We start from the raw sequence: 24,873 nt of genomic DNA, 5'->3' as shown, positions 1-24,873 counted from the left end.
GATAGGGTGATCACTTCGGCAGGTCTCCTGACTTGCGGGTCATCGCTTGGCCGGACCTTCCCACACCCGAGGGTGCAGTGGTGTATCCCGGCTTCGCTCGCCGCTTACAGTTGCGGGGGCAGTCACGGAATTGATCCAAAGGCCGGATCGCACCGTATTCCCTATTATCCGGGAGTTTATTCCCGGACCGAAGCAGCCCCGCGATACGCCCCGCGCGGGATTCGCGCAAGCGAAAATCACGCTTGCCGCGCTGGTTCCGTGCGCGCTAAGCCAAGCTCAGGCACGGGTGGTAAAGGGGGCCAAGGGCATGGGCTGGGCAGAATATATCCTTGCGCTGGCGATGTTTTTTCTCAGCCACAGATTGCCATTGAGGCCATCGGTCAAGGCGGCGCTGGTGGCGCGGCTGGGCGCGCGCGGCTTTGGGCTTGGCTATTCCGCCCTGTCGCTGGGGGTGCTTTACTGGGTGATCGTGGCGGCGGGGCGCGCGCCGCATGTGCCGCTCTGGGGCTGGGCTGCGTGGCAGGGCCATGTCACGCTGGCGGTGATGCTGGCGGTCTGCCTACTGGTGGCGCTGGCGGTGGCGCGGCCCAACCCGTTCTCTTTTGGCGGGCGCGAGGGGGCGGGGTTCGACCCCGCGCGCCCCGGTCTTGTCCGCTACACGCGTCACCCGCTGCTTTGGGCGCTGGCGCTTTGGGCGGGGGCGCATCTGCTGCCCAATGGCGATCTGGCGCATGTCGTGCTCTTTGGCCTTTTCGCGGGGTTTGCCCTGCTGGGGCGATGGATCGTGGATCGTCGCCGCAAGCGCGTGATGGGGGCAGACTGGGCGCGGCTTGACACTGCGCGCCGTGCCGGGCCGCTCTGGCCGCCGCGCCCCGCCTCATGGCCCGCCACGGGGCTGCGCCTCGCGATTGGCCTTGCGCTCTATGGTCTGCTCATCGCCGCGCACCCGCTTGTGATCGGGGTTTCGCCGCTGCCCTGAGCGGCCTGCGACCAATCGGGGCACTTGACCCCGCCCGCCGCACTCGCCAAGAACCGGTGCAGGCGGAACGGAGAGAACAAGATGGTGCGCAAGGCCGAGAACGGGGCCGATCTGCTGGATCGCGAAAAATCGCGGCGCGTGAGCGCGCTGGCAGAGCTGTGGCCGTTCCTGCGACCCTATCGCGCGCTGCTGGTGGCGGCCATATCCGCGCTGGTGCTGACGGCGGCTGTCGCGCTGATGCTGCCGATGGCGGTGCGCCGGGTGGTGGATAATTTCGGCGGCGAGGATGGCGGGCTTCTGGATCGCTATTTCGGTGCGGCGCTTGTTATCGCGGCGCTGCTGGCGCTGGGCACGGGGGCGCGGTACCTCTTGGTCTCGCGGCTGGGCGAGCGGGTGGTGGCTGATATTCGCAAGGCGGTGTTTGATCGCGTGATCGGCATGAGCCCGGCCTTTTATGAGCGGGTGATGACCGGCGAGGTGCTGAGCCGGATCACCACCGACACGACGCTGATCCTGTCGGTGATCGGTTCGTCGGTGTCGATCGCGCTGCGCAATATTTTGCTGTTCGTGGGCGGCATGGCGCTGATGCTGCTGACCTCGGCCAAGCTCACCGGGCTGGTGCTGCTGATCGTGCCGCTGGTGGTAGTGCCGATCCTGTTTCTGGGGCGGAAGATGCGGGTGCTGAGCCGCGAGAACCAGGACTGGATCGCGCAAAGCTCTGGCAATGCGTCCGAGGCGCTCTTGTCGGTGCAGACGGTGCAGGCCTTTACCCACGAGGCGCAGAGCCGCGCGCATTTCGGCGATGTGACCGAGCGCAGCCATGACGCCGCGCGCCGCCGGGTCAACACCCGAGCGCTGATGACGGTGATCGTGATCTTCCTCGTGTTCACCGGCATTGTCGGCGTGCTCTGGATCGGGGCGCGCGATGTGCGCGCGGGCGGGATGACGGCCGGCGCGCTGGTGCAATTCGTGATCTACTCGGTGATGGTGGCGGGCGCGGTGGCGGCGCTGTCGGAGATATGGGGCGAGATGCAGCGCGCGGCCGGCGCGACCGAACGGCTGGTCGAGCTGCTGCGCGCCGACGATCCGGTCAAAGACCCCACAGCCCCCGTGGCCGTGCCGCGCCCGGTGCGCGGCGAGATCGTGTTCGAGCGGGTGCAATTCGCCTATCCGGCGCGGCCTGAGACACCGGCGCTCGATGATTTCAGCCTGACCATCAAGCCCGGCGAGACGGTGGCGCTTGTCGGGCCGTCGGGGGCGGGCAAGACCAGCGTGATCCAGTTGATCCTGCGGTTCTACGATCCCGGTGCCGGGCGCATCACGCTGGACGGTGTGCCGCTGCCGGATATGGCGCGGCACGCGTTTCGCGGCGCGCTGGCGCTGGTGCCGCAAGAGCCGGTGATCTTTGCCGCCTCGGCGCGCGAGAACATCCGCTTTGGCCGCCCCGAGGCGAGCGATGCCGAGATCGAGGCCGCCGCCCGCGCCGCCCATGCGCATGAGTTCATCGCCGCGCTGCCCGAGGGCTATGACACCTATGTGGGAGAGCGCGGCGTGATGCTCTCGGGCGGGCAGAAACAGCGCATCGCCATTGCCCGTGCGATCCTGCGTGACGCGCCGGTGCTGCTTCTCGACGAGGCCACGAGCGCGCTTGACGCCGAGAGCGAACGCGCGGTGCAGACCGCCGTCGAGGCGATGGCGCAGACGCGCACCACCATCATCGTGGCGCATCGGCTTGCCACGGTGAAAAAGGCCGACCGCATCGTGGTGATGGATCAGGGCCGCATCGTCGCGCAGGGCACGCATGACAGCCTTGTGGCCGAGAACGGGCTTTATGCGCGGCTGGCGCGGTTGCAATTCACCGATGGGGTGGCGGCGTGATCGCGACCATCCGTCCCTTGCCGACGGGGCCGCAATCTGGAATAACATCTGCGGTGACATGAACGGAGTTCCCCATGCGCGCACGCATCTACAAACCCGCCCGGACCGCCACGCAATCGGGTGTGGCCAATACGCAGAAATGGGTGCTGGAATTCGTCTCTGAAAGCGCGCGGGAGATCGACCCGCTGATGGGCTGGACCTCGAATGCCGATACGCAGGCGCAGGTGCGGTTGCGATTCTCCACCAAGGAGGCCGCGCTTGAATATGCAAGCGACCACGGCATTGACGCCGTGGTGCAAGAGCCGCATGGGCGCAAGCCCAACATCCGCGCCGGTGGCTATGCCGAAAATTTCGCCACCAAGCGGCGGCAGGTCTGGACGCATTGAGCGCCATCGCGCGATTTGTGACGGTTTTTTGACACGCATCAAGGTGGTGGGTTCCGGCAAAGGTTAGGATTGGCGCAACCAATTCAGACCCGAGCGGGAGCCTTTTGATGACGGACGCCACCACCAGCCTTGACTCCACCGCCGACCCCGAGGCGCAGGCCGTTGCCCCGACTGCCCCGGTGGGCAGAGCGCCAGAGACCGCGACGCTGCGGCAGGCCTTCGAGAACGGGGATTATCCCTATCAGACCCGGCTCAGCCGTCGCACCTACGAGGCGCAAAAGGCGCGGATTCAGGCCGAATTGCTCAAGGTGCAGCTTTGGGCGCAGGAGACCGGGCAGAAATTCGTGCTGATTTTCGAGGGGCGCGATGCGGCCGGCAAAGGGGGCACGATCAAGCGCTTTACCGAGCACCTCAACCCGCGCGCGGCGCGTGTCGTGGCGCTCAACAAGCCCTCGGACATAGAGCGCGGGCAATGGTATTTCCAGCGCTATATCGAGCATCTGCCCACGGAGGGCGAGATCGTGCTTTACGACCGCTCGTGGTATAACCGCGCGGGCGTGGAGCGGGTGATGGGCTTTTGCGAGCCGCATGAGTATCTCGAATTCATGCGCCAGACCCCCGATCTTGAACGGATGCTGGTGCGTTCGGGGGTCCGGCTTTACAAATACTGGTTCTCGGTCAGCCAAGGCGAACAGCGCGCGCGCTTCGCCAGCCGCGAGACCGACCCGCTGAAACAGTGGAAGCTCAGCCCGATCGACCGTGCCAGCCTCGATAAGTGGGACGACTACACCGAGGCCAAGGAGGCGATGTTCTTTTACACCGATACCGCCGATGCGCCCTGGACGGTGGTCAAATCCGACGACAAGAAGCGCGCGCGGCTCAACTGTATGTTGCATTTCCTGAATTCGCTGGAATACCCCGGCAAGGATCGCCGGATCGCCCATGCGCCGGACCCGCTGATCGTCTCGACGGCGCAGCATGTGCTGCACAAATCCGATCACATACTGGGCAAGTCGCTGCATCCCGATACGCGCGCGGGGCGCTGATCGGGGGGGAGTATCTGACGGCTCGGTGTGTGGGGCGTGCCGAAGAGGCTGGAGCCGCCATTTGCAGTATATTCCCCCCGCGCGGAATCAAGGCGTGCCCCGCACGCCGCCCGATCGCCCGCCCGACCGCCGGGACGGGCGGGCGCTTCTGCGACGTGGCATCCCGCATCAGCGTTCAAGTATTTTGCGCCATAAAGCGCACTCCACACCCGTTGCAGCGCCCACCCGCGGTCGGGCACTCGCGCGGCTCGTCGCATCGTATCGAATGACGTCTCAAGGCCCCCGCGCCATCCCGCGCCGGCCCTGCCAGCGGTCGCAGGCTACCTGACCATCAGCGCCTCGGCGGCGGCGCGGGCCTCGGGGGTGACATGCTCGCCCGAGAGCATCCGGGCGATCTCGGCCACGCGCTCGGGGTCGCTCAACGCGCGCACTGTCGAGAGGGTGACATCATCGGCCACGCGTTTTTCCACCCGCCAGTGATAGGCCCCGCGCGCCGCGACCTGCGGCGAGTGGGTGACAACCAGCACCTGACGGCCCGCCGCCAGCCGCGCGAGACGGCGGCCAACCGCGTCGGCGGTGGCCCCGCCAACGCCGCGGTCGATCTCGTCGAAGATCATCGTCAGGCCGGTCTCGGGAGCCGACAGGCACAGCTTGAGCGCCAGCAGGAAGCGGCTGAGTTCGCCACCCGAGGCGATGCGCGAGAGCGGGCCGGAGGGCGCGCCGGGATTGGTGGCGACGGTAAAGCTCACCATGTCGCGGCCCTGCGGCCCCGGCTCGGCCTCTGTGGTCTCGGTGGTAAAGACCGCGCGTTCCATCTTGAGCGGGGCAAGCTCGGCCATCACGGCGGCATCGAGCCTTGCGGCGGCGCCCCGGCGCGCGTCGCTGAGCGCTTGGGCGATCACGTCATAGTGCCGGGCGGCGTCGTCGCGCGCCGTGCGCAGCGCCGCCAGATCGCCCGCGCCTGCATCCAGCGCCGCGAGCCGCGCGCGCAATGTGTCGGCAAAGCCCGCCAGATCGTCGGGCAGCACGTCATGCTTGCGCGCCAGCCCGCGAATGGCAAAGAGCCGCTCTTCGCAGCGTTCAAGCTCGAACGGATCGAAGGAAAGCGCCTCGAGCGCGTGGCCGGTCTCGCGCCCCGCCTCGTCAAGCTCGACCAGCGCGCGCGAGAGCGCGGCGAGCGCGGCGTCGAGCCGCCCCTCGGCCTTGTCGGCGACCCCGTCGAGCCAGCGCAGCGCATCGCCCGCCGCGCCCTCGGCCCCCTCGGGCCCAAGCGCCTGCGCCGCGCGGGCGATATCCTCGCGGATGCGCTCGGCCCCCTGCATCAGACGGCGCTCGGTATCGAGCGCGGCCTCCTCGCCGGGCTGCGGGTCGAGCTTGTCCAGCTCGGCCACAGCGTGGCGCAGGAAATCCTCCTCGGCGCGGATCTCGGCCAGCCCCGCCTCGGCCTCGTCGAGCGCCTTTTGCGCGGCGGCGCGGTCACGCCATGCCGCGCGCACCGCCTGGCGCTGTGGCTCCAGCCCGGCAAAGGCGTCGAGCATGTCGCGGTGGCCCCGCGGATCGAGCAGGCCGCGATCATCGTGCTGGCCGTGCAATTCCACCAGCGTGGCCGATAATTGCCGCAGCACCTCGCCCGAGACGCGGCGATCATTCACCCAGGCGGTCTTGCGCCCGTCCGCGCTATTGACCCGGCGCAGGATCAGTTCGCCCTCGTCACCCGGCAGCCCCGCCTCGGCCAGCACCGCGCGGGCCGGGTGATCGGCGTGCAGATCGAAGGCCGCCACCACCTCGCCACGCTCGGCCCCGGCGCGGACCAGTTCGGCGCGCCCGCGCCAGCCCAGCACGAAGCCGAGACAATCGAGCAGGATGGATTTGCCGGCCCCGGTCTCGCCGGTGAGCACGTTCAGACCGGGCCGGAAGCCAAGCTCCAGCCGGTCGATGATGAGCATGTCGCGGATTTCAAGCGCGCAAAGCATGACGCCGATCCCTCGGGCGGGGGATCACCCCGCCCCCCCTAGAGCCACCGGCCAAGCACGGTCTGGCGATAGATTTCCTGGAGCCAGCCATCGCCCGCCGCCTCGAGCGTATAGCCCCGCCCGGTCAGGAGCTTGTAGCTGTCCTCATACCACTGGGTGCCGCGGAAATTGTGGCCAAGGATCGCGCCTGCCGTGCGCGCCTCGTTCACCAGGCCAAGCGACAGGTAGGATTCGACCAGCCGGTGCAGCGCCTCGGCGGTATGGGTCGTGGTCTGGAAATCCTCGACCACCACACGAAACCGATTGGCGGCGGCGGTAAAGTTGTCGCGCTTGAGATAATAGCGCCCGATTTCCATTTCCTTGGAGGCGAGGTGATCGAAGGCAAGATCGAATTTCAGCCGCGCGGCATTGGCATATTGGCTGTCGGGATAGCGCTCGATGACCTCGCGCAGCGCCTGCAACGCCTGAAAGGTCAGTTTCTGGTCGCGGCCGATTTCGTCGATCTGGTCGTAATAGCTCAGCGCCAGAAGATACTGGGCATAGGCCGCGTCCTCGTCGGCGGGGTAGAAATCGATATAACGCTGCGCTGCCGCGCGGCTTTCCTCGTAGGATTTGTCCTGATGATGGGCCCAGGCCTGCATGATGACCGCGCGCTTGGCGAGGCCGGAATAGGGATAGAGCCGCTCGACCTCGGCATAGCTTTGCGCCGCAAGCTTGGGCTTGCCGCGTTCGAGATCGTATTCTCCGCGCTCGAAAATCTGCTGCGCGGTGAAATTCTCGTAATTGATATTGCCGCGCTCGACGCTTTTGCCGCCGTCACAGCCAGCGATAAGCAGCACCACGAAGGCCACCCCTACCAGCCGCGCCGGACCCTTGCCGATAGTCATGCACATTCTTCCCGTCGTTTCGCAACAGCGGCCACCCCGCCACCGGCACCCTCTAGCACATAAATCTGCGGTGCAAAACGGGTTTGGCGCGGGGCGCGCGCCGCGGGCGCGATCGCGGATCAGGCGGCGCGGGCAAGCGCACCAAAAGGTGCCCCAAGGGCAGGCAGGTGTGCCGCCGGGACGGTGGCGCAGGTGAAGATGCGGTAATTCGCGGGATCGGAAAACACCGCGCGCATCAGCTCGTTGGTCAGCGCATGGCCCGCGCGCACCCCCTGGTAGAGGCCGATCACCGGCAAGCCGGCCAGCCCCAGATCGCCCAGCGCGTCGAGCATCTTGTGCCGCACCGCCTCGTCGGCATGACGCAGCCCGCCGGGGCTCAGCACCTTGTCGCCATCGACGACGACGGCGTTTTCCAGCGATCCGCCCAGCGCCAGCCCCTTGGCGTGCATCAGATCGACATCGGCCTTGCGGCAGAAGGTGCGTGCATTTGACAGCTCGCGCACGAAGCTGCCATCGGACATGTCGAGGGTCTTGGTCTGCACGCCGATGGCCGCGTCGGCAAAGTCGATGGTGAACTCCATGCGCAACGTGTCATTGGGCGAAAGCCGCGCGCGCGTCGCGCCGCGGCTTACCTCGACCGGGCGCACGATCCGGAACGCCTGAACCGGCGCGGCCTGCGACACGAGGCCCACGGCAAGGATTTTCGTCACGAAGGGCGCGGCGCTGCCATCGACGATGGGCAGTTCCGATCCGTCGATATCGAGCGTGGCGTTGTGGATGCCGCAGCCGACAAGCGCGGCCATCACGTGCTCGACCGTCGAGACCGAGACCCCATCCGCCCCGACAAGCCGCGTGCAAAGCGGCGATTGCACGACCCGGTCCCACGAGGCCGGAATGATGGGGGCTGCGGCCCCGAGATCGGTGCGGCGAAAGACGATGCCTGATCCGGCAGGTGCCGGACGTATGACGAGACGGGCCGGCCTGCCGGAATGCAGCGCGATACCGTCGAACCTGATTGCATGACTGATTGTTTTTTGCATTTTTCTGCCCTTGTCCTTGCCCGGATCGCCCGGCTTTTGCGGAGGGTCTCAGTGGCCTTCCGTCCTGCGGGCGATCATCACGAAATCGTGACTATGGATGGCGTAGAGGCCGCGCCGGGCAGGCTCAATTCAATCTTTGCGACCGGCTGAAATATCGCGGCTCAGGGGCTGGCGGGAACTTGCTCATTCAATTAAATAATTGATTTAGAATAATAAAAAGGCCGCCCCGAGGGGCGGCCAGATCGCGGTTCAGAGTGCTATTTTCTCAGTTGGCCTGACGCCGCAGGAAGGCCGGAATCTCGATCTGATCCTCTTCTTCCTGCGCGCGCGGCGCGGGCTGGGGCGCGCGGGCCGCCTGCATCGGCGGTTGATGGCGCGCCGGGCGCGGGTCCTCTTGAGCGCCATGGCCGGTCATCCGGTTGATGAGAGAATTGATCCCGAAACGCGGCTTGTCCTCCTGCGCCTCAGGCTCTGCCTCGCGGGTCGGGGCGGGGCGCTGCTGGCGGGGCTGCGAGGGCGCATTGTTCACCGCCGCCTGAAGCCGCCGCATCGCGTCGGGCGAGGGGGTGCCGGGCGCAGGCGCGCGGGGCGCGAGGAACGCGTCAAGCTCGTCCTCGATCTCCATGCTGTCTTGGCGCTGGGTCACGGCCTCTTCGGCGCGGGGCTGGTAGGCGGGCGGGGGCAGGTCGTCATCGGCCTCGCGCGCGTCATAGGCGCTGGCCTCTGCCGGTTCGGCGTAGCTGTCTTCGGCACGGTCAAACAGCGACGGCTCCTCGGTCGCGGCAGTGGCGGCACCATGTTCGGCGTGCATCTCGGCCTCGACCGTCTCGGGCTGCCGCAGCGGCTGTGCCATGGAGCGGCGCGGCACCGGCATGTCGGTGGTGGCCTCCGTCACGTCGATCCCGGTGGCGACCACGCTCACGCGCATCCGGCCTTCCATATTGGTGTCAAGCGTGGAGCCGACGATGATATTGGCATCGGGGTCCACCTCTTCGCGGATGCGGTTGGCGGCCTCGTCAAGCTCGAACAGGGTCAGGTCATGGCCGCCGGTGATGTTGATGAGCACGCCGCGCGCGCCGCGCAGGCTGATTTCATCGAGGAGCGGGTTGGCGATGGCCTTTTCGGCGGCTTGCACGGCGCGGTTTTCGCCCTCGGCCTCGCCGGTGCCCATCATCGCCTTGCCCATCTCGTCCATCACCGCGCGCACGTCGGCGAAATCGAGGTTGATGAGGCCGGGGCGCACCATCAGGTCGGTCACGCCCTTGACGCCTTGATAGAGCACGTCATCGGCCATCGAGAACGCCTCGGTAAAGGTGGTCTTGTCGTTGGCGAGGCGAAACAGGTTCTGGTTGGGGATGATGATGAGGGTATCAACCATCTTTTGCAGCGCTTCGACACCGGCCTCGGCCTGGCGCATCCGCTTGGCCCCCTCGAACTGGAACGGCTTGGTGACGACGCCCACGGTCAGCACGCCAAGCTCGCGCGCGGCCTGCGCGATGATCGGCGCGGCCCCGGTGCCGGTGCCGCCGCCCATGCCCGCAGTGATAAAGCACATATGCGCGCCTGCGAGGTGATCGACGATCTGTTCGATGCTTTCTTCGGCGGCGGCGGCCCCGATCGAGGCCTTGGCACCCGCGCCGAGGCCCTCGGTCACCTTCACGCCAAGTTGCACGCGGCTTTCGGCCTGACTCTGGCTGAGGGCCTGGGCGTCGGTGTTGGCCACGACGAAATCGACGCCGTCAAGCGCCTTGTCGATCATGTTGTTGACCGCGTTGCCGCCCGCGCCGCCGACACCGAAAACGGTGATCCGGGGCTTGAGGTCGTCATGTCCGGGGAGTGAAAGGTTGAGTGTCATTGCTCTGTCCGCCTGTCTCTGGGCCTGTCTGCGCAGGCCGTTTTCCGCCTGATTGTCCCCATTCTTACCGATGGTTGCGTCAATCGTCATCAAAAAAACATCGTCACACCACCAAATATACTATGTTTCATGGGCTTTTTCGCGGTATTTCGCTCATCTTGCCACATATTGCGGTTACCAATTGTCCCGAAACCATTTGACCGCGCGCCGCAGCGACCGCGCCGGGTAGCGATCCACGGGTATGTCGAAATCCCACCATTCGTCCTGCGGGTTGGCCGCGAACAGGCACATGCCGACGGCGCTGGCGAAGGCCGGGCCGGTGGCGGCCTGCGGCAGGCCATGCACGCGCAAGGGCCGCCCGAGGCGCACGCGCTGCCCGAGGATGCGGCTTGCCAGCCCGTCGAGGCCGGGGATCTGGCTGCCGCCCCCCGTGAGCACGATCTGCTGGCTGGGCAGGTGCTCGAACCCCGCCGCATCAAGCCGGGCGCGCACCTCTTCGAGGATTTCCTCGACGCGCGGGCGCATGATGCCGATCAGCTCGGCGCGGCTGACCTTGCGGCGGTCATGCTCGAAATCGCCGGTCTCGCCGCCGGTCTCGATCATCTCGCGGTCATCCATGCCGGTGGCCACGACGCCGCCATAAAAGGTCTTGATCCGCTCGGCGGTGGCCTGCGGGATCTGCAACCCCATCGAGATGTCGGAGGTGACGTGATCGCCGCCCATGCGCACGGTATCGGCATAGATCATGTGCTTCTTGATGAAGATCGACAGCCCGGAGCTGCCGCCGCCAAGATCGATGCAGGCGGCACCCAGTTCCTGCTCGTCCTCGACCAGCGCCGCCACCCCCGAGACATAGGCCGAGTTCGCCACGCCCGCGAGCTCCATGTCGCAGCGCTTGACGCAATGGGCGAGGTTCTGGACCGCCGCCGCATCCACCGTGAGCATATGCATGTCACAGGCCAGCCGGTTGCCGATCTGGCCGCGCGGATCAATCAGGCCGGAGCGGTGATCGAGCGCGAAATTCACCGGCTGCGCGTGCAGCACCTCGCGCCCGTCGCCGATATCGGGCACCTCGCTGGCGCTCAGCACGCGGCTGATATCCTGGTCGGTCACGGTCTGCCCGGTGATCTCGACCTCGCCGGCAAGCCCGTAGCTGCGCGGCCCCGCGCCCGAGAAACAGGCGATGACGTGATCGACGCGGATCTGCGCCATTTTCTGCGCCGCCTGCACGGCGGTGCGGATCGCGCGCTCGGTCTCGGCCATGGCCTCGATCTCGCCGAAACGCACCCCGCGCGAGCGTGTCGTGGCCGCCCCGATCACCCGGAACCCGGCCTGGCCCGCCATGCGCCCGACCTTTTCGGCGGCGGCAAAGCGCCCGGTGCCGTCAAAGCGCAGCACGAGGCAGGAAATCTTGGATGTGCCCACGTCCAGAACCGCCACCACGCCGCGCTGGATCGCCGCCTTGCGCATGGCGCGCATCGCCCGTTGGGATTGGTAAAGCTCGATCATCTCCTGTCCGCTCCTGCCGCCTGTCCTGTCGCTAGTCCTGCCGCGCCCGAGGCGCGTGTGATCCGCCACCATTCATCGATGGCGTGTTCGCTCATGCGCACGGTCGGGCGCGCGCCAAGTCGCATGTCGATGGTCACGATGTCGCGTTCGAGGATGTCGCTGGCCTTGTCGAGCACGATCACCCGCTCCAGCGCGCGCACCGGTGCGGCCTCGGGCAGTTGCACCCGCCTGCCATCGCCAAGCACCAGATCCCAGCGCCGCTCGCCCATGCGCACAAGGCCGCGCAGCGGACGGTTGAGCGCGGTTGCGGTGCCAAGAAGCTCGAGCGCCTGCGCCACGACCCTGTCGGCCCCGGTGCCGCTCAGCACCGGCAGGTCGGGGCGGGCGCTGCGCGTCTCGGCGGTGGCGATGGCCGCGCCGGTGATGTCGAGCACCTCGAACCCGTGCCGCGTGCGCCACAGGGCCACCGGCGCCCGCTCGGTCACCGCGATATGCAGCACGCCGCCCTGGCGCACCCGCAGATCGGCGCGCGCGACGGCGGGCAGGCCCTCGATCATCTCGCGGATCGCGGGCATGTCCAGATCGAACGAGCTTGCGGGCAGGTCATAGGGAAAAATCTCGTGGATATCCTCCTGCACGCCGGTGCTGGCCCCGTCGATCTCGATCAGGTGGACCATGAATTCGGGCCGCGTCTCGATCTGGCGGCGGATCTCGGCGACGCGGTCGAAAAGGCCCGCGCGACGCTCGGCATCGTGCAGATAGCCCCAGGCCAGTCCCGCCACGATCAGCATCGGCAGGCCTGCGCGCATGAACCGCCGATAGGCCGGGGTGAGGCGCATCCGCTCCAGCCGGTAGCTGAGCCGCGAGGGCGAGGGATCGGCGCGCGGCGTCACCGGTCGCATGAGGCGTCCTCCACCATCCAGCGCATCAATTCGGGAAAGGATACCCCCACCGCCGCCGCCTGTTCGGGGCTGAGCGAGGTGGGCGTCATGCCGGGCTGGGTGTTGGTCTCCAGAAGGATCAGCCCGTCACGCCCGCGCGCCGCGTCCCAGCGGAAATCGGTGCGGCTGAGGCCGCGGCACCCCAGCGCCTCGTGGGCGCGCAGGGCATAGTCCATGCAGGCGTCGAAAATCTCTTGCGGCACCTGGGCGGGGACGACATGGCGCGAGCCTCCGGGCTTGTATTTGGCGTCGTAATCATACCAGCCATCGGTGAGGATATCGGTCACCGTCAGAGCCCGGTCACCCATCACCGTGGTGGTCAATTCGCGCCCCGGCGCGTAGGTCTCGACCATCACCGTCTCGGGCATCTCATCGGACAGTTGCGGCGGCGCGTTGGCGGCCTCGGCCACCAGGTAGACGCCCACCGAGGAGCCTTCGTTATTGGGCTTGACCACATAGGGTGGGGGCAGGACGTGGCGCGCGCGCACCTCGTCGCGCGGGGCCAGAACGCTTGTCACCACCGGCAGGCCTGCGGCGCGATAGGCGGATTTGGTGCGCGCCTTGTCCATCGCCAGCGCCGAGGCGAGCACGCCCGAATGGGTATAGGGGATGCGTAGCCATTCCAGCATCCCCTGCACGCAGCCATCCTCGCCCCAGCGGCCATGCAGCGCGTTGAACACCACGTCGGGAGCAAGGTCAGAGAGGCGCGCGCACAGGTCGGCGGCGGCGTCCAGCTCGGCCACCTCGTATCCTGCCTCCCGAAGCGCTGCGGCGCATTCACGCCCTGACGACAGGGACACCTCGCGCTCTGCCGAGGGGCCGCCCATGATCACTGCAACCAACGGGGTTGTTCTGCTCGAACCAACCACCTTTTGCCTCAATCTGCCGGGCCGCTTTGCGCGACCGCGTTATCGTTATGACTGCTCTTTTCCGGGGCTTGTGCCCAGCTCTTTGTCCGGGCTTGTGCCCGAGGCCGGTTCTCCGACCCTCTTGATCTCCCACTCTAGCTCTATTCCGCTGTTTTGGAAAACCCTTTTTCGCACCTCCTCGCCGAGGCCCTCGAGATCGGCGGCGCTGGCCCCGCCGGTATTGATCAGGAAATTGGGGTGTTTTTCGCTCATCTGCGCGCCCCCGCGCCGCGCCCCGCGCAATCCCGCCGCGTCGATCACCGACCATGCCTTGAGATCGTGGGTATCGTCGGCGCGCCCGGTGCTGCTGAACCCCGCCGGGTTGCGAAACGTGCTGCCCGCGCTGCGCTCCTTCGTGGGCTGCGTGGCGTCGCGCTTGGCGATCTGCGTGGCCATCCGCGCGGCGAGCGCCTCGGGGTCTCCGGGGGGGCCGTGAAACGTGGCCCCGGTGATGATCCAGCCCTCGGGCAGGGCGCTGTGACGATAGGCAAACCCCAGATCATCGGGCGTTAGCGTCACCGCCACGCCCGCGCGCGTGACCGCCTGCGCGTCGATCAGGTGATCGGCCACATAGGCCCCGTAGCAGCCGGCGTTCATCCGCACCGCGCCGCCGATGCTGCCGGGGATGGTGCGCAGGAATGTCAGATCCACCCCCGCCTCTGCCGCGCGCCGCGCGACATGCGCATCAAGCGCCGCCGCGCCCGCGATGACGCGCCCACCCTCTACCCGGATCGCGTTGAAGCCGCGCCCGAGCCGGATCACCACCCCGCGAATACCGCCATCGCGCACGATGAGGTTGGAGCCGACGCCCATGGCGAAGACCGGAACCGAAGGATCAAGCGCGGCAAGGAACCCGCGCAGGTCGTCCAGATCCGCAGGCTGGAACAGCCAGTCCGCCGGGCCGCCGACGCGCAGCCAGGTAAGATCGGAGAGCGCGCGCCGGGGGGTTAGCGCGCCACGGGTCTGGGGCAGGGTGCTCATGCCCCGTCTTTGCCCGCGCGCGCGCCAAAGGGCAAGCCCGGCTCAGTTGCGCGGCGGCACCATCTTGCCAGGGTTCATGATGTTATCGGGGTCAAGCGCGGCCTTGATCGCGCCCATCATCGCCCAGCCCTGCCCGTGTTCGCGCTCCATATAGCCGAGTTTGCCGACGCCGATGCCGTGCTCGCCGGTGGCGGTGCCGCCGAGGCGGAGCGCGCGCTCCACCATCCGGTCAGAGGCGGCCTTGGCGCGGGCGATCTCGGCCTTGTCGTCTGCGTCCACCAGCAGCACGGCGTGGAAATTGCCGTCGCCGACATGGCCGAGGATCGGCCCTGCCACGCCCGCGCTTGCCAGATCGGCGCGGGTCTCCTCGATGGCCTCGGCCAGCCGCGAGATCGGCACGCAGATATCGGTGACGATGGCGCGCGCGCCGGGGCGGCTGGCGAGGATGGCGTAATAGGCATTGTGGCGCATGGTCCAGAGCGCGCTGCGCGCCTCGGGTCTCGTCGCCCAGTCAAAGCCCGAGCCGTGGTGGTCGGCGGCAATCGCGCCAAAGCTCTCGGCCTGCTCGCGCACGCCGCTGTCGCTGCCGTGGAATTCCAGCAGCAGGTGGGGTTTTTCGGGCAGGTTCATGCGCGACCAGGCGTTGACCGCGCGCACGCTGGCCTCGTCCATCAGCTCGATCCGCGCCATCGGCACGCCGCATTGGATGGTGTCGATCACCGTCTCCACCGCATCGGCCACGGTCTCAAAAGCGCAGACCGCCGCCGAGATCGCCTCGGGCTGGCCGTAAAGCCGCAAGGTCAGTTCGGTGATGAGGCCGAGCGTGCCCTCGGAGCCGACGAAAAGCCCGGTCAGATCATAGCCCGCCGAGGATTTGCGCGCCGCCGTGCCGGTGCGAATCACCTCGCCCCTGGCCGTCACCACCTCGAGCGCCAGCACGTTGTCGCGCATCGTGCCATAGCGCACGGCGGTGGTGCCGCTGGCGCGGGTCGCGGCCATGCCGCCAAGCGCGGCATTGGCACCGGGATCGACTGGAAAGAACAGCCCCGTGGCGCGCAACTCCTCGTTCAGGGCCTCGCGCGTCACGCCGGGCTGCACGCGGGCCACCATATCGGCCTGCGCCACGTCGAGGATGCGGTTCATGCGGCTGAAATCCACCACCACACCGCCGGAAAACGCCTGCGATTGCCCCTCGAGCGAGGTGCCGGTGCCCCAGCCCACCACCGGCACGCGGTGGCGCGCGCAGATGGCTATGATCTGCGCCACCTCTGCGGTGGTTTCGGGATAGGCCACGGCATCGGGCGGGCTTGGCGGGAAATACGACTCGCTCGCGCCGTGCAGGTCCAGATCGGACTTGGAGCGGCTGAGCCGTTGGCCTAGACAGGAATGAAGGTCGTCGAGGGCTTTTTGCGTGTCCATGGGGCAGGCTCCGGTCGTGAATGTCGCGACACCCTAGGCGATAGGGCCGCGATGCGAAAGCAGCACGGGATACGCCGGGTCGGATGTTGACGTGAAGCAGGCAGAGGACAGATCGTTTTTCGCCCGGATGCCGCGACGGGCGACGATCCGCCTGCGCGGCGGTTGGCGGATGTTGCGCAAGCGCGGCCCGAGCCAGTTGCAGTTCTGGGTGATCGCGCTGATCGTGGGGATCGTCGCAGGCTTTGCGGCGGTGCTCTTTCGCAAGGGCATCTCGGCGCTGGAGGGGCTGCTTTACCAGACCGACAACGTGGCGCGGCTGCATTCGCTGGCCGGGCATATGCCGTGGTACTGGATCCTGCTGGTGCCGGTGGCGGGGGGGCTGGTGGTCGGGCTGATCCTGCACCGCTTCACCGATGACGGGCGGGTGCGCGCGGTCGCCGACGTGATCGAGGGCGCGGCGCTGAGCGAGGGGCGGGTCGAGCGGCGTGCGGGGCTGGCCTCGGCGCTCGCCTCGCTCATCACGCTTGGCACGGGCGGCTCTTCGGGGCGCGAGGGGCCGGTGGTTCACCTTGCAGCCGTGATCGCGACATGGGTGAACGATCGCATCCATGCCGATGGCATCACCGGGCGTGACCTTTTGGGATGCGCGGTGGCCGCCGCCGTCTCGGCCTCGTTCAACGCGCCCATCGCCGGGGCGCTTTTCGCGCTCGAGGTGGTGCTGCGGCATTTCGCGATCCATGCCTTTGCGCCCATCGTGATCGCAAGCGTCGCGGGCACGGTCGTCAGCCGCCTGCATTTCGGAGATGTGACCGAATTCGCGCTGCCCGCCACCAGCGTTCTGTCGTTTTACGTCGAACTGCCCGCCTTTCTCATCCTCGGCCTTGTCTGCGGGCTGGTGGCGGCGGCGATGATGCTGGCGGTGTTCATGGCCGAGGACGTGGCCGGGCATCTGCAACTGCGCTTTCGCGTGCCGCGCTGGCTGCGCCCCGCCGGGGCGGGGCTGATGCTGGGGGCGCTGGCGATCTGGTTTCCGCATATCATCGGCGTCGGCTACGAGACCACGTCCGAGGCGCTCACCGGGCGGCTGGTGTGGCACGAGGCGGTTGTGTTCGCCTTGCTCAAGGTGCTGGCGGTGGCGATCACGCTGGGCGGGCGCATGGGCGGGGGCGTGTTCTCGCCCTCGCTGATGGTGGGCGCGCTGACCGGGCTGGCCTATGGGCTGCTGGCGACCGCGATCCTGCCCGACTATTCCGGCGCGGCCACGCTCTATGCGCTGGCGGGCATGGGGGCGGTGGCGGCGGCGGTGCTGGGCGCGCCGATCTCGACCACGCTGATCGTGTTCGAGCTGACCGGCGACTGGCAGACCGGCCTTGCGGTGATGGTCGCCGTTTCGACCTCGACGGCGCTCTCGGCGCGGCTGGTGCGGCGGTCGTTTTTCCTCACGCAACTTCGGCGGCGCGGTATCCGGCTTGCGGGCGGGCCGCAGGATTACCTGCTGGGTATGTTCCGCGTGTCGCGGCTCATGCGCGCGCCCGATCACCCGCGGGCGGCCGATGCCGATCAATGCTGGTCGCTGATCGAGCAGGGGGTTTATGTCGATGTGAGCGCCACGCTCGAAACGGCGATGCCGATCTTCGAGCGGGCAGGCGTGCCGTTCCTGCCGGTGGTGACGCTGTCGGGCGAGGGCGCGCCGCCCGATCTTGCCGGGGCGCTGTTCCATGTCGATGCGCTCAAGACCTATAACAGCGCCTTGGCTGCTGTGTCGAAGGAAGAGCATGGCTGAGGGTTGCGTGTTCGGTATCTGACAGAAGGGACAAACGAAGAAGCTGGCCTGCCATGCTGCGGGATGCGGGGTGGCAAGAGGCGTGGATGGCTTGAAGCGGACATTGGGTTCTTGTCCCCCGCGCGGAATCAAGGCGTGCTTGCGCGCCGCCGCGCGAGCGGTCATGCCGAAGGCATGCCTCCGGCATGACCCGCCCGGACGGGCGGGCGCTTTTGCAACGTTTACCGCCTTATAGTCGTTCAAGTATTTGGCAGGCATAAAGTGCCACGCGCAACCGTTGCAGCGCCCACCCGCGGTCGGGCACTCGCGCGGCTCACCGCATCATATCGAACGTCCGCTTCAGCCACGTCGTGTCTGGCACCGACCCCTGTGCTCCCGTCAGACGCGTTCCACCGCGACCTTGTCGGTGTTGTAAAACGCCATGTGCCCGGCGATCTCGGCGGCCTCGGGCGTGGGCGCTTCATAGCTCCAGGCGGCGTTGTCGATGGTCTGGCTCTTGGTATGGATGGAGTAATAGCGCGCATCGCCCTTGAACGGGCAATGGCTGGACTTTTCGCTTTCCTCGAGAAAGGCCATCGCGATATCGGCGCGCGGGAAATAGATCACGGCGGGATAGTCGCCCTCGGTCAGCTCAAGCGCGTTGCGGCTCTCGGCGAGGACGGCACCGCCTGCGCGCACCGTCCAGGTGCCGTCCGCCCTGCGAATGGTGATCTTGGCCATCGGTCGTTCCTTCCATATGCGTCTCTGGCTTCCGGTCTGCCGCCGGAAGCTCACAGAATTATGTCAAAGAGGTTGCGTTGCGTGATCCAACCATATCCTCGCCGGCTTGGAAAGCAGAGGGCCTATCTTGTCGCGGCACGCGTCGTGATAGGTGTCGAGCCAGAGGCGCTCGGCCTCGCTCAGCATGTCGCGGGCGATCAGGCGGCGGTCGATGGGGGCAAAGGTCAGCGTCTCGAAATCGAGATGGGTGGCCCCGTCGCCGCCCTTGAGGGGGGCGGCCTCGCGCACCACGATCAGGTTCTCGATACGGATGCCAAAGGCCCCCTCGCGGTAATAGCCCGGCTCGTTCGAGAGGATCATGCCGGGTGCGAGCGGCACGTCGGAAACCCGCGAGAGGCGCTGCGGCCCTTCATGCACGCAGGCATAGACGCCCACGCCATGCCCGGTGCCGTGGCCGTAATCCTGATCGGCCAGCCACAGCGGATAGCGCGCCAGCGCGTCGAGATCGCGCCCCGCAAGGCCGCGGGGAAAGCGCAGCCGCGAAATGGCGATCATGCCTTGCAACACGCGGGTGAAGGCCGCGCATTCCTCACGCCCCGGCGCGCCCACGGGCAGGGTGCGGGTGATGTCGGTGGTGCCGTCCAGATATTGCCCGCCGCTGTCGAGCACCAAGAGATCGCCCTCTATCAGCCGTCGATTGCTGGCCTCGCTCACCCGGTAATGCGGCAGCGCACCGTTGGGGCCGGAGCCTGCAATGGTGTCGAAACTGATATCGCGCAACTGCCCGGTCTCGGCGCGGCACGCCTCCAGCCGTGTCACCACGTCGATTTCGGTCAGCGTGCCGGGGGCTTGCGCGTCGAACCACGTCAGGAATTCGCAGACCGCCGCGCCGTCGCGCAGATGGGCGGCGCGGGTGGCCTTGATCTCGGCTTCGGTTTTCTGCGCCTTGGGCAGCACGCAGGGGTCTTCTCCCCAGCGATGTGCCACGCCGCCCGCGTCGAGCCGCTCCACCACCCAGACCGGCACGCTCTTGCGGTCAAGCCGCACCGGGCCTTTGAGCGCGTCGAGCGCGGGGCCGAACGCGTCGGGCGTGGCCAGAGACACCTCATTGCCCAGATGCGCGCGCGTGGCCTCATCAAGCTTGGCGGGATCGGTGAAGAGCGCCACCCGCCCGTCATCGTGCAGGATGGCAAAGCCCTGCGGCACCGGGTTGCGGGGGATGTCGCTGCCGCGGATATTGAGCAGCCAGGCCAGCGAATCGCTGAGCGTGATGACGGCTGCGCGGGTGCCCGAGGCCCGCAGGTCTTCGGCCAGCCGCGCGCGTTTCTCGGCATGGGTCATCCCGGCAAGATCGTCGGGCCAGGCCCGGATCGCGCCCTTGGGCGGGGCGGGGCGGTCGGGCCAGATCGCGTCGATCAGGTTGGGGCCGGGTTGCAGGCGGATACCCTCGGGAAGGGCAGCGGTCAGGTCCTCGAGCTGCTCGGGCGTAAACAGCCACGGATCGAACCCCACCGCGCCGCCCCCCGGCAGGTGCTGCATCAGCCATGCGCCGGGTTTCGTCTCGGGAAAATCCACCGGCGTGAAATGGCCCGTGTCCACCTGCGCGCGCGCCTGCACGCGGTAGCGGCCATCGACGAACACCCCCGCCACATCGCCCAGCACAGCACATATCCCCGCCGAGCCGGTGAACCCGGTGAGCCACGCAAGCCGGTCGTCGCAGGCTGCGACATATTCGCCCTGATGCGCATCGGCGCGCGGCACGAGATAGCCGACAAGCCCCGCCTCGGCCATCGCGCGGCGCAACAGCGCGAGGCGCGGCGGTCCCTGTTCGGGGCGGGCGGTCTCGGTGAAACTCTGGAACAAGGGGCGCTCTCCTCGTGGTGCCGGGTATGATCCAGTGCTAGAGAAGGGGCGCGGGATTGGCAATAACGGGGGCAAAGCAATGGAAAGTCGGGTGCGCGCGGGCGAAAGGCTGGTGGAGGTGGGGCCGCCGACGGATGCGGCGCTCTATTTCATTGGGCGCATCCATACGCCCTGGGCCGAGCGCAAGGATTGCCCCCGGCAGGGACGCGTCGAGGGGCCGGAATGCCGGGTGGAGGTGTTCGCGCCCTGGGCCGAGGCGTTGATGGGAGTGGCGGAATATGGCCATCTCGACCTGCTCTACTGGCTCGACCGGGCGCGGCGCGATCTGGTGGTGCAGAACCCCAAGAATGATGGCGAGCGCTATTTCGGCACCTTCGCCCTGCGGTCGCCGCAGCGGCCCAATCCCATCGGCCTGTCGCGGGTGCGGCTGGTGGCGGTGGAGCGGGATACGCTGGTGGTGCGCGGGCTGGACTGTCTCGACGGCACGCCGCTCATCGACATCAAGCCGGTGACCTGCGACTTCACCCCCAAGGCCCCGCCCAAGCCTTGAGCGCCGGGGTGGTTCCAGGTGTTTCCAAGCCGGGGCGAACTTGCTAAGCCCGCCCTCGACAAGCGCATGAGGCGAAGATGACCACGATCAAGCTGCACAACACCCGCACCCGCAGGAAGGAGGTGTTCGCGCCTTTGGACCCCGGCAATGTGCGGATGTATGTCTGTGGGCCGACGGTCTACGATCGCGCTCACCTGGGCAATGCGCGGCCCGTGGTGGTGTTTGACGTGCTCTACCGGCTCTTGCGGCATGTCTACGGCGCGGATCACGTCACCTATGCGCGCAATTTCACCGATGTGGACGACAAGATCAACGCCCGCGCCGCCGAGAGCGGGCGGTCGATTGCCGAGATCACGGCGGAGACGACGCAGTGGTTTCTCGACGATATGAGCGCGTTGGGGGCGTTGGAGCCGGACCACATGCCGCGCGCCACGCAATATATTCCGCAGATGGTGGCGATGATCGAGGATTTGATCGCCAAGGGGCACGCTTACGCCGCCGAGGGCCATGTGCTCTTTGCCGTCGAGAGCTATGCCGCCTATGGCGCGCTGTCGGGGCGCACGGTCGAGGACATGATCGCGGGCGCGCGGGTCGAGGTGGCACCGTATAAGCGCAACCCGATGGATTTCGTGCTGTGGAAGCCCTCGGGCGATGATCTGCCGGGGTGGGACAGCCCCTGGGGGCGCGGGCGGCCCGGCTGGCATATCGAATGCTCGGCGATGAGTTATGAATTGCTGGGCGAGTCGTTCGATATTCACGGCGGCGGCAATGACCTGATGTTCCCCCACCACGAGAACGAGATCGCGCAAAGCTGCTGCGCGCATCCCGAGGGGCAGTTCGCGCAGGTCTGGATGCATAACGAGATGTTGCAGGTCGAGGGCAAGAAGATGTCCAAAAGCTTGGGCAATTTCTTTACCGTGCGCGATCTGCTGGATCAGGGCGTGCCGGGGGAGGTGATCCGGTTCGTGTTTTTGAGCACGCATTATAGGAAGCCGATGGATTGGACGGCGGAGAAGGCGCAAGTCGCGCGAAACCATTTGCGTCGTTGGTGGTCACTTGTGGGAACGACCGAAAGCCAAGACTCTGACGACAGTATTCCCCAAGAACTATTGGACTGCTTAGCCAATGACTTGGATACGCACTCCGCGATTCAGGCGCTACACCGTTACGCAAAAGAAAAGCGAATTGACGAACTTAGAGCTGGTGCGCATCTTCTAGGACTTCTGGATAACGACGATTCTTATGATGCATTGGTCGAAGATGACTGGTTGGCTGAGGAAACGATATATCAAATCGAAACTTGCATTTCCGAATGGCACGATTTGAGACAGACGCGAGACTTCAAACAGGCTGATGAAGTCAGAGATAAATTATTGCTGCTCGGTATCAGGCCAGTTTCACACAAGGATGAAGCGCCAACTTGGGTGTTTTCAAACCCGGATCATTCCTCAGATATGAATAACAAAAGGCTTATTGACGGTCTGAATTCAATCTTGGAGTCATTAAAATGATGCGCCTTTTCGCACACCGCCTGCAAGCCGCGCAGTGCCCGACCGCGGGGGGGCGCTGCTACGGTTGTAGGGAGCGCTTTATGGTGCCGCCCACTGCGACGGGTATGCGGATTGCTACGTTGCAGAAGCGCCCGCCCGGGGGGCGGTCGGGCGCTGCGCGGCGGCGCGTTCCGCGCCTTGATTCCGCGCAAGGGGTGCTAACGCCAAGCGGGGGCGCGACATGACCAAGGATCGCCTTTACCTCTACGACACCACCCTGCGCGACGGGCAGCAGACGCAGGGCGTGAGCTTTTCCACGCCTGAGAAAATCCAGATCGCCCATGCGCTCGACCGCCTCGGCGTCGATCATATCGAGGGCGGCTGGCCCGGCGCCAACCCCACCGACAGCGCGTTTTTCGACGCGGCCCCGAAAACCCGTGCGACCATGACCGCCTTTGGCATGACCAAGCGCGCCGGGCGCTCGGCGGAAAACGATGACGTGCTGGCCGCCGTCCTCAACGCAGGCACGCCAGCCGTCTGCCTTGTCGGCAAGACGCATGATTTCCACGTCACCGCCGCGCTTGGGATCGGGCTTGACGAGAACACCGACAATATCGCCAAATCCATCGCCCATCTGGTGGCGCAAGGCCGCGAGGCGCTGTTCGATGCCGAGCATTTCTTTGACGGCTACAAGGCCAATCCCGCCTATGCGCTGACCTGCCTGCACGCCGCGATGGACGCAGGCGCGCGGTGGATCGTGCTGTGCGATACCAATGGCGGCACCTTGCCCACCGAGATCGGGCGCATCGTGGCGCAGGTGATCGCGGGCGGTATCCCCGGCGACCGTCTGGGCATCCACACCCATGACGATACCGGCAATGCGGTTGCGGGCAGTCTGGCCGCCGTGGATGCCGGCGTGCGGCAGATACAAGGTACGCTCAATGGTTTGGGCGAGCGCTGCGGCAATGCCAACCTGACCACGCTCATCCCGACGCTCTTGCTCAAGGAGCCCTATGCCAGCCGCTATCAGACCGGGGTGAGCCTCGACGGCCTGCGCGGTCTGACCGCGATCAGCCGGCAACTGGATGAAATCCTCAACCGCGTGCCGCTGCGGCAGGCGGCCTATGTGGGGGCCTCGGCCTTTGCCCACAAGGCGGGGCTGCACGCGAGCGCGATCCTGAAAGACCCCTCCACCTACGAGCATATCGACCCTGAAACGGTCGGCAATGCGCGCATCATCCCGATGTCCAACCAGGCCGGGCAGTCGAACCTGCGCCAGCGGCTGAGCGAGGCGGGGATTGTGGTAGAACCGGGTGATCCGGCCTTGGCGCGCCTGCTGGAGCGGATCAAGGAGCGCGAGGACGAGGGCTATACCTATGACAGCGCGCAGGCGAGTTTCGAGATACTCGCGCGCAAGGAACTGGGGCAGATGCCCGCATTTTTCGAGGTCAAGCGCTACAAGGTCACGATAGAGCGGCGCAAGAACAAGTATGACCGCATGGTGAGCCTCTCGGAGGCGGTCGTGGTGGTCAAGGTCGATGGCGAGAAGAAGCTCTCGGTGTCGGAATCGATGGATGCCGAGGGCTGCGACCGGGGGCCGGTCAACGCGCTGGCGCGCGCGCTGGCCAAGGATCTTGGCCGCTATCAGGATCAGATCGCCGATATGCACCTGGTGGATTTCAAGGTGCGCATCACCCAAGGCGGCACCGAGGCGGTGACGCGGGTCATCATCGACAGCGAGGACGGGCAGGGGCGGCGCTGGTCCACGGTGGGGGTGAGCCCCAACATCGTCGATGCCTCGTTCGAGGCGCTTCTGGATGCGATCAACTGGAAGCTCATCCGCGAGGGGGCGGTGTGAGCGCAGGCTTTGACGCCGATGTGACTGCCTGCGCCGATCTGGTCGCGCGCGCCGATCCCGCGCGGTTTCGCGCCACGATGGCGGCCCCGGTGGCGGCGCGGGGGCGGCTGTTTCCGCTCTATGCCTTCAATATCGAGGTGGCGCGCGCGCCCTGGGTCACGAAAGAGCCGATGATCGCCGAGATGCGCCTGCAATGGTGGCGCGACGTGCTGGCCGAGATAGCAGAGGGCGGCGCGGTGCGGCGGCACGAGGTGGCCACGCCCCTAGCGGCGGTGCTCGATGCGACGGGCGCGCGCCTGCTCGATGCGCTGATCGAGGCGCGGCGCGTGGACATTGAGCGCGCGCCTTTCGAGGATGAGGCCGCGCTCTGGGCCTATCTCGATGCCACCTCGGGCAACCTGATGCGGGTCGCGGCGCGGGGGCTGGGGGCGGCAGACGAGGCGGCGCTGCGGCCTGCGGGGCTGGCCCTTGGCATGGCCAACTGGCTGCGCGCGATCCCGGCGCTGGAGGCGGCGGGGCGTGCCCCCCTGCCGGACGGCCAACCGCAGGCGGTGCAGAGGCTGGCCAATGAGGGGCTGGCGTATCTGCGCGCGGCCCGCGCCCGGCGACGCGCCGTCACGCGCCCTGCGGGCGCAGCCTTCCTGCCGCTTTGGGAGGTGAGGGCGGTGCTCGCCCGCGCCGCGCGCGATCCGGGGGCCGTGGCCCAGGGCCGCCTCGATCCGCCGCCCGCGCGCAGCGGCGCGGCCCTTGCATGGCGGGCGATCACCGGGCGCTGGTAAGTGCTCCACAGGTTTCCGGCACCCTGGC

At 67.0% G+C, this 24,873-nt stretch carries 20 protein-coding genes and 1 riboswitch; of the genes, 9 read left to right on the top strand and 11 right to left on the bottom strand.

What is annotated here, in order from left to right:
* Window positions 1–207, bottom strand: a riboswitch (cobalamin riboswitch).
* Window positions 208–307: 100 nt separating this feature from the next.
* The 4 genes from ABIE58_RS07850 (at window position 308) to ppk2 (ending at window position 4,289) form a co-directional block, all read left to right on the top strand.
* Window positions 308–979 carry an NnrU family protein gene (locus ABIE58_RS07850; protein ID WP_354544154.1) on the top strand — a complete coding sequence of 224 codons (672 nt, stop codon included), beginning with the start codon at window positions 308–310 and terminating at the stop codon, window positions 977–979.
* An 81-nt stretch (window positions 980–1,060) separates the two neighbouring features.
* Window positions 1,061–2,857: an ABC transporter transmembrane domain-containing protein gene (locus ABIE58_RS07845; protein ID WP_354544153.1), complete on the top strand. Its 1,797-nt coding sequence runs from the start codon at window positions 1,061–1,063 to the stop codon at window positions 2,855–2,857.
* A 74-nt stretch (window positions 2,858–2,931) separates the two neighbouring features.
* Window positions 2,932–3,243 carry an ETC complex I subunit gene (locus ABIE58_RS07840; RefSeq protein WP_354544152.1) on the top strand — a complete coding sequence of 104 codons (312 nt, stop codon included), beginning with the start codon at window positions 2,932–2,934 and terminating at the stop codon, window positions 3,241–3,243.
* Between the two features lie 107 nt (window positions 3,244–3,350).
* On the top strand, window positions 3,351–4,289 hold the full coding sequence (gene ppk2, locus ABIE58_RS07835; RefSeq protein WP_354544151.1) for a polyphosphate kinase 2: 939 nt from the start codon (window positions 3,351–3,353) through the stop codon (window positions 4,287–4,289).
* A 320-nt stretch (window positions 4,290–4,609) separates the two neighbouring features.
* On the opposite strand, the gene recN is transcribed toward ppk2, so the two are convergent.
* From recN to ABIE58_RS07790, 9 genes are all read right to left on the bottom strand, one after another.
* Window positions 4,610–6,262, bottom strand: a complete 1,653-nt coding sequence (gene recN, locus ABIE58_RS07830; protein ID WP_354544150.1) for a DNA repair protein RecN — start codon at window positions 6,260–6,262, stop codon at window positions 4,610–4,612.
* Between the two features lie 38 nt (window positions 6,263–6,300).
* Window positions 6,301–7,149, bottom strand: coding sequence for an outer membrane protein assembly factor BamD (locus tag ABIE58_RS07825; RefSeq protein ID WP_354544149.1), 849 nt, complete (start codon window positions 7,147–7,149; stop codon window positions 6,301–6,303).
* 119 nt (window positions 7,150–7,268) lie between these two features.
* On the bottom strand, window positions 7,269–8,189 hold the full coding sequence (gene lpxC, locus ABIE58_RS07820) for a UDP-3-O-acyl-N-acetylglucosamine deacetylase (protein ID WP_354544148.1): 921 nt from the start codon (window positions 8,187–8,189) through the stop codon (window positions 7,269–7,271).
* Between the two features lie 265 nt (window positions 8,190–8,454).
* Complete coding sequence (gene ftsZ, locus ABIE58_RS07815) at window positions 8,455–10,044, bottom strand: cell division protein FtsZ (protein WP_354544147.1); 1,590 nt, start codon at window positions 10,042–10,044, stop codon at window positions 8,455–8,457.
* Between the two features lie 174 nt (window positions 10,045–10,218).
* Window positions 10,219–11,553: a cell division protein FtsA gene (gene ftsA / locus ABIE58_RS07810; RefSeq protein WP_354544146.1), complete on the bottom strand. Its 1,335-nt coding sequence runs from the start codon at window positions 11,551–11,553 to the stop codon at window positions 10,219–10,221.
* Window positions 11,550–12,455 (bottom strand): cell division protein FtsQ/DivIB, encoded by a 906-nt coding sequence (locus tag ABIE58_RS07805; protein ID WP_354544145.1) that lies wholly within the window; start codon window positions 12,453–12,455, stop codon window positions 11,550–11,552. The genes ftsA and ABIE58_RS07805 overlap by 4 nt, the downstream gene beginning before the upstream one ends.
* A complete protein-coding gene (locus ABIE58_RS07800; protein ID WP_354544192.1) occupies window positions 12,443–13,321 on the bottom strand; it encodes a D-alanine--D-alanine ligase in 879 nt (292 codons plus the stop codon). The genes ABIE58_RS07805 and ABIE58_RS07800 overlap by 13 nt, the downstream gene beginning before the upstream one ends.
* Before the next feature lie 87 nt (window positions 13,322–13,408).
* Window positions 13,409–14,383 carry a UDP-N-acetylmuramate dehydrogenase gene (gene murB, locus ABIE58_RS07795; RefSeq protein WP_354544144.1) on the bottom strand — a complete coding sequence of 325 codons (975 nt, stop codon included), beginning with the start codon at window positions 14,381–14,383 and terminating at the stop codon, window positions 13,409–13,411.
* 42 nt (window positions 14,384–14,425) lie between these two features.
* Entirely contained in the window at window positions 14,426–15,802 is a 1,377-nt protein-coding gene (locus ABIE58_RS07790) for an FAD-binding oxidoreductase (protein WP_354544143.1), read from the bottom strand.
* Between the two features lie 127 nt (window positions 15,803–15,929).
* On the opposite strand from ABIE58_RS07790, the gene ABIE58_RS07785 reads away from it, so the two are divergent.
* Complete coding sequence (locus ABIE58_RS07785) at window positions 15,930–17,585, top strand: chloride channel protein (protein ID WP_354544191.1); 1,656 nt, start codon at window positions 15,930–15,932, stop codon at window positions 17,583–17,585.
* Between the two features lie 378 nt (window positions 17,586–17,963).
* Here ABIE58_RS07785 and ABIE58_RS07780 read toward each other — a convergent pair whose 3' ends face one another.
* A complete protein-coding gene (locus tag ABIE58_RS07780) occupies window positions 17,964–18,305 on the bottom strand; it encodes a DUF427 domain-containing protein (protein ID WP_354544142.1) in 342 nt (113 codons plus the stop codon).
* 63 nt (window positions 18,306–18,368) lie between these two features.
* Window positions 18,369–20,168 (bottom strand): aminopeptidase P family protein, encoded by a 1,800-nt coding sequence (locus ABIE58_RS07775; RefSeq protein ID WP_354544141.1) that lies wholly within the window; start codon window positions 20,166–20,168, stop codon window positions 18,369–18,371.
* Between the two features lie 79 nt (window positions 20,169–20,247).
* Between ABIE58_RS07775 and tsaA the strand changes: the two genes are divergently transcribed.
* The 4 genes from tsaA (at window position 20,248) to ABIE58_RS07755 (ending at window position 24,845) form a co-directional block, all read left to right on the top strand.
* A complete protein-coding gene (gene tsaA / locus ABIE58_RS07770; RefSeq protein WP_354544140.1) occupies window positions 20,248–20,718 on the top strand; it encodes a tRNA (N6-threonylcarbamoyladenosine(37)-N6)-methyltransferase TrmO in 471 nt (156 codons plus the stop codon).
* A 77-nt stretch (window positions 20,719–20,795) separates the two neighbouring features.
* A complete protein-coding gene (cysS, locus tag ABIE58_RS07765; protein ID WP_354544139.1) occupies window positions 20,796–22,229 on the top strand; it encodes a cysteine--tRNA ligase in 1,434 nt (477 codons plus the stop codon).
* A 220-nt stretch (window positions 22,230–22,449) separates the two neighbouring features.
* Entirely contained in the window at window positions 22,450–24,066 is a 1,617-nt protein-coding gene (gene cimA / locus ABIE58_RS07760) for a citramalate synthase (protein ID WP_354544138.1), read from the top strand.
* Window positions 24,063–24,845: a squalene/phytoene synthase family protein gene (locus ABIE58_RS07755; protein ID WP_354544137.1), complete on the top strand. Its 783-nt coding sequence runs from the start codon at window positions 24,063–24,065 to the stop codon at window positions 24,843–24,845. Before cimA ends, ABIE58_RS07755 begins: the two co-directional genes overlap by 4 nt.
* Window positions 24,846–24,873 lie beyond the last annotated feature (28 nt).

It is taken from the genome of Roseovarius sp. MBR-78, assembly GCF_040547535.1.
GTDB lineage: Bacteria > Pseudomonadota > Alphaproteobacteria > Rhodobacterales > Rhodobacteraceae > Roseovarius.
This window is presented reverse-complemented; position numbering and strand designations above follow the sequence as displayed.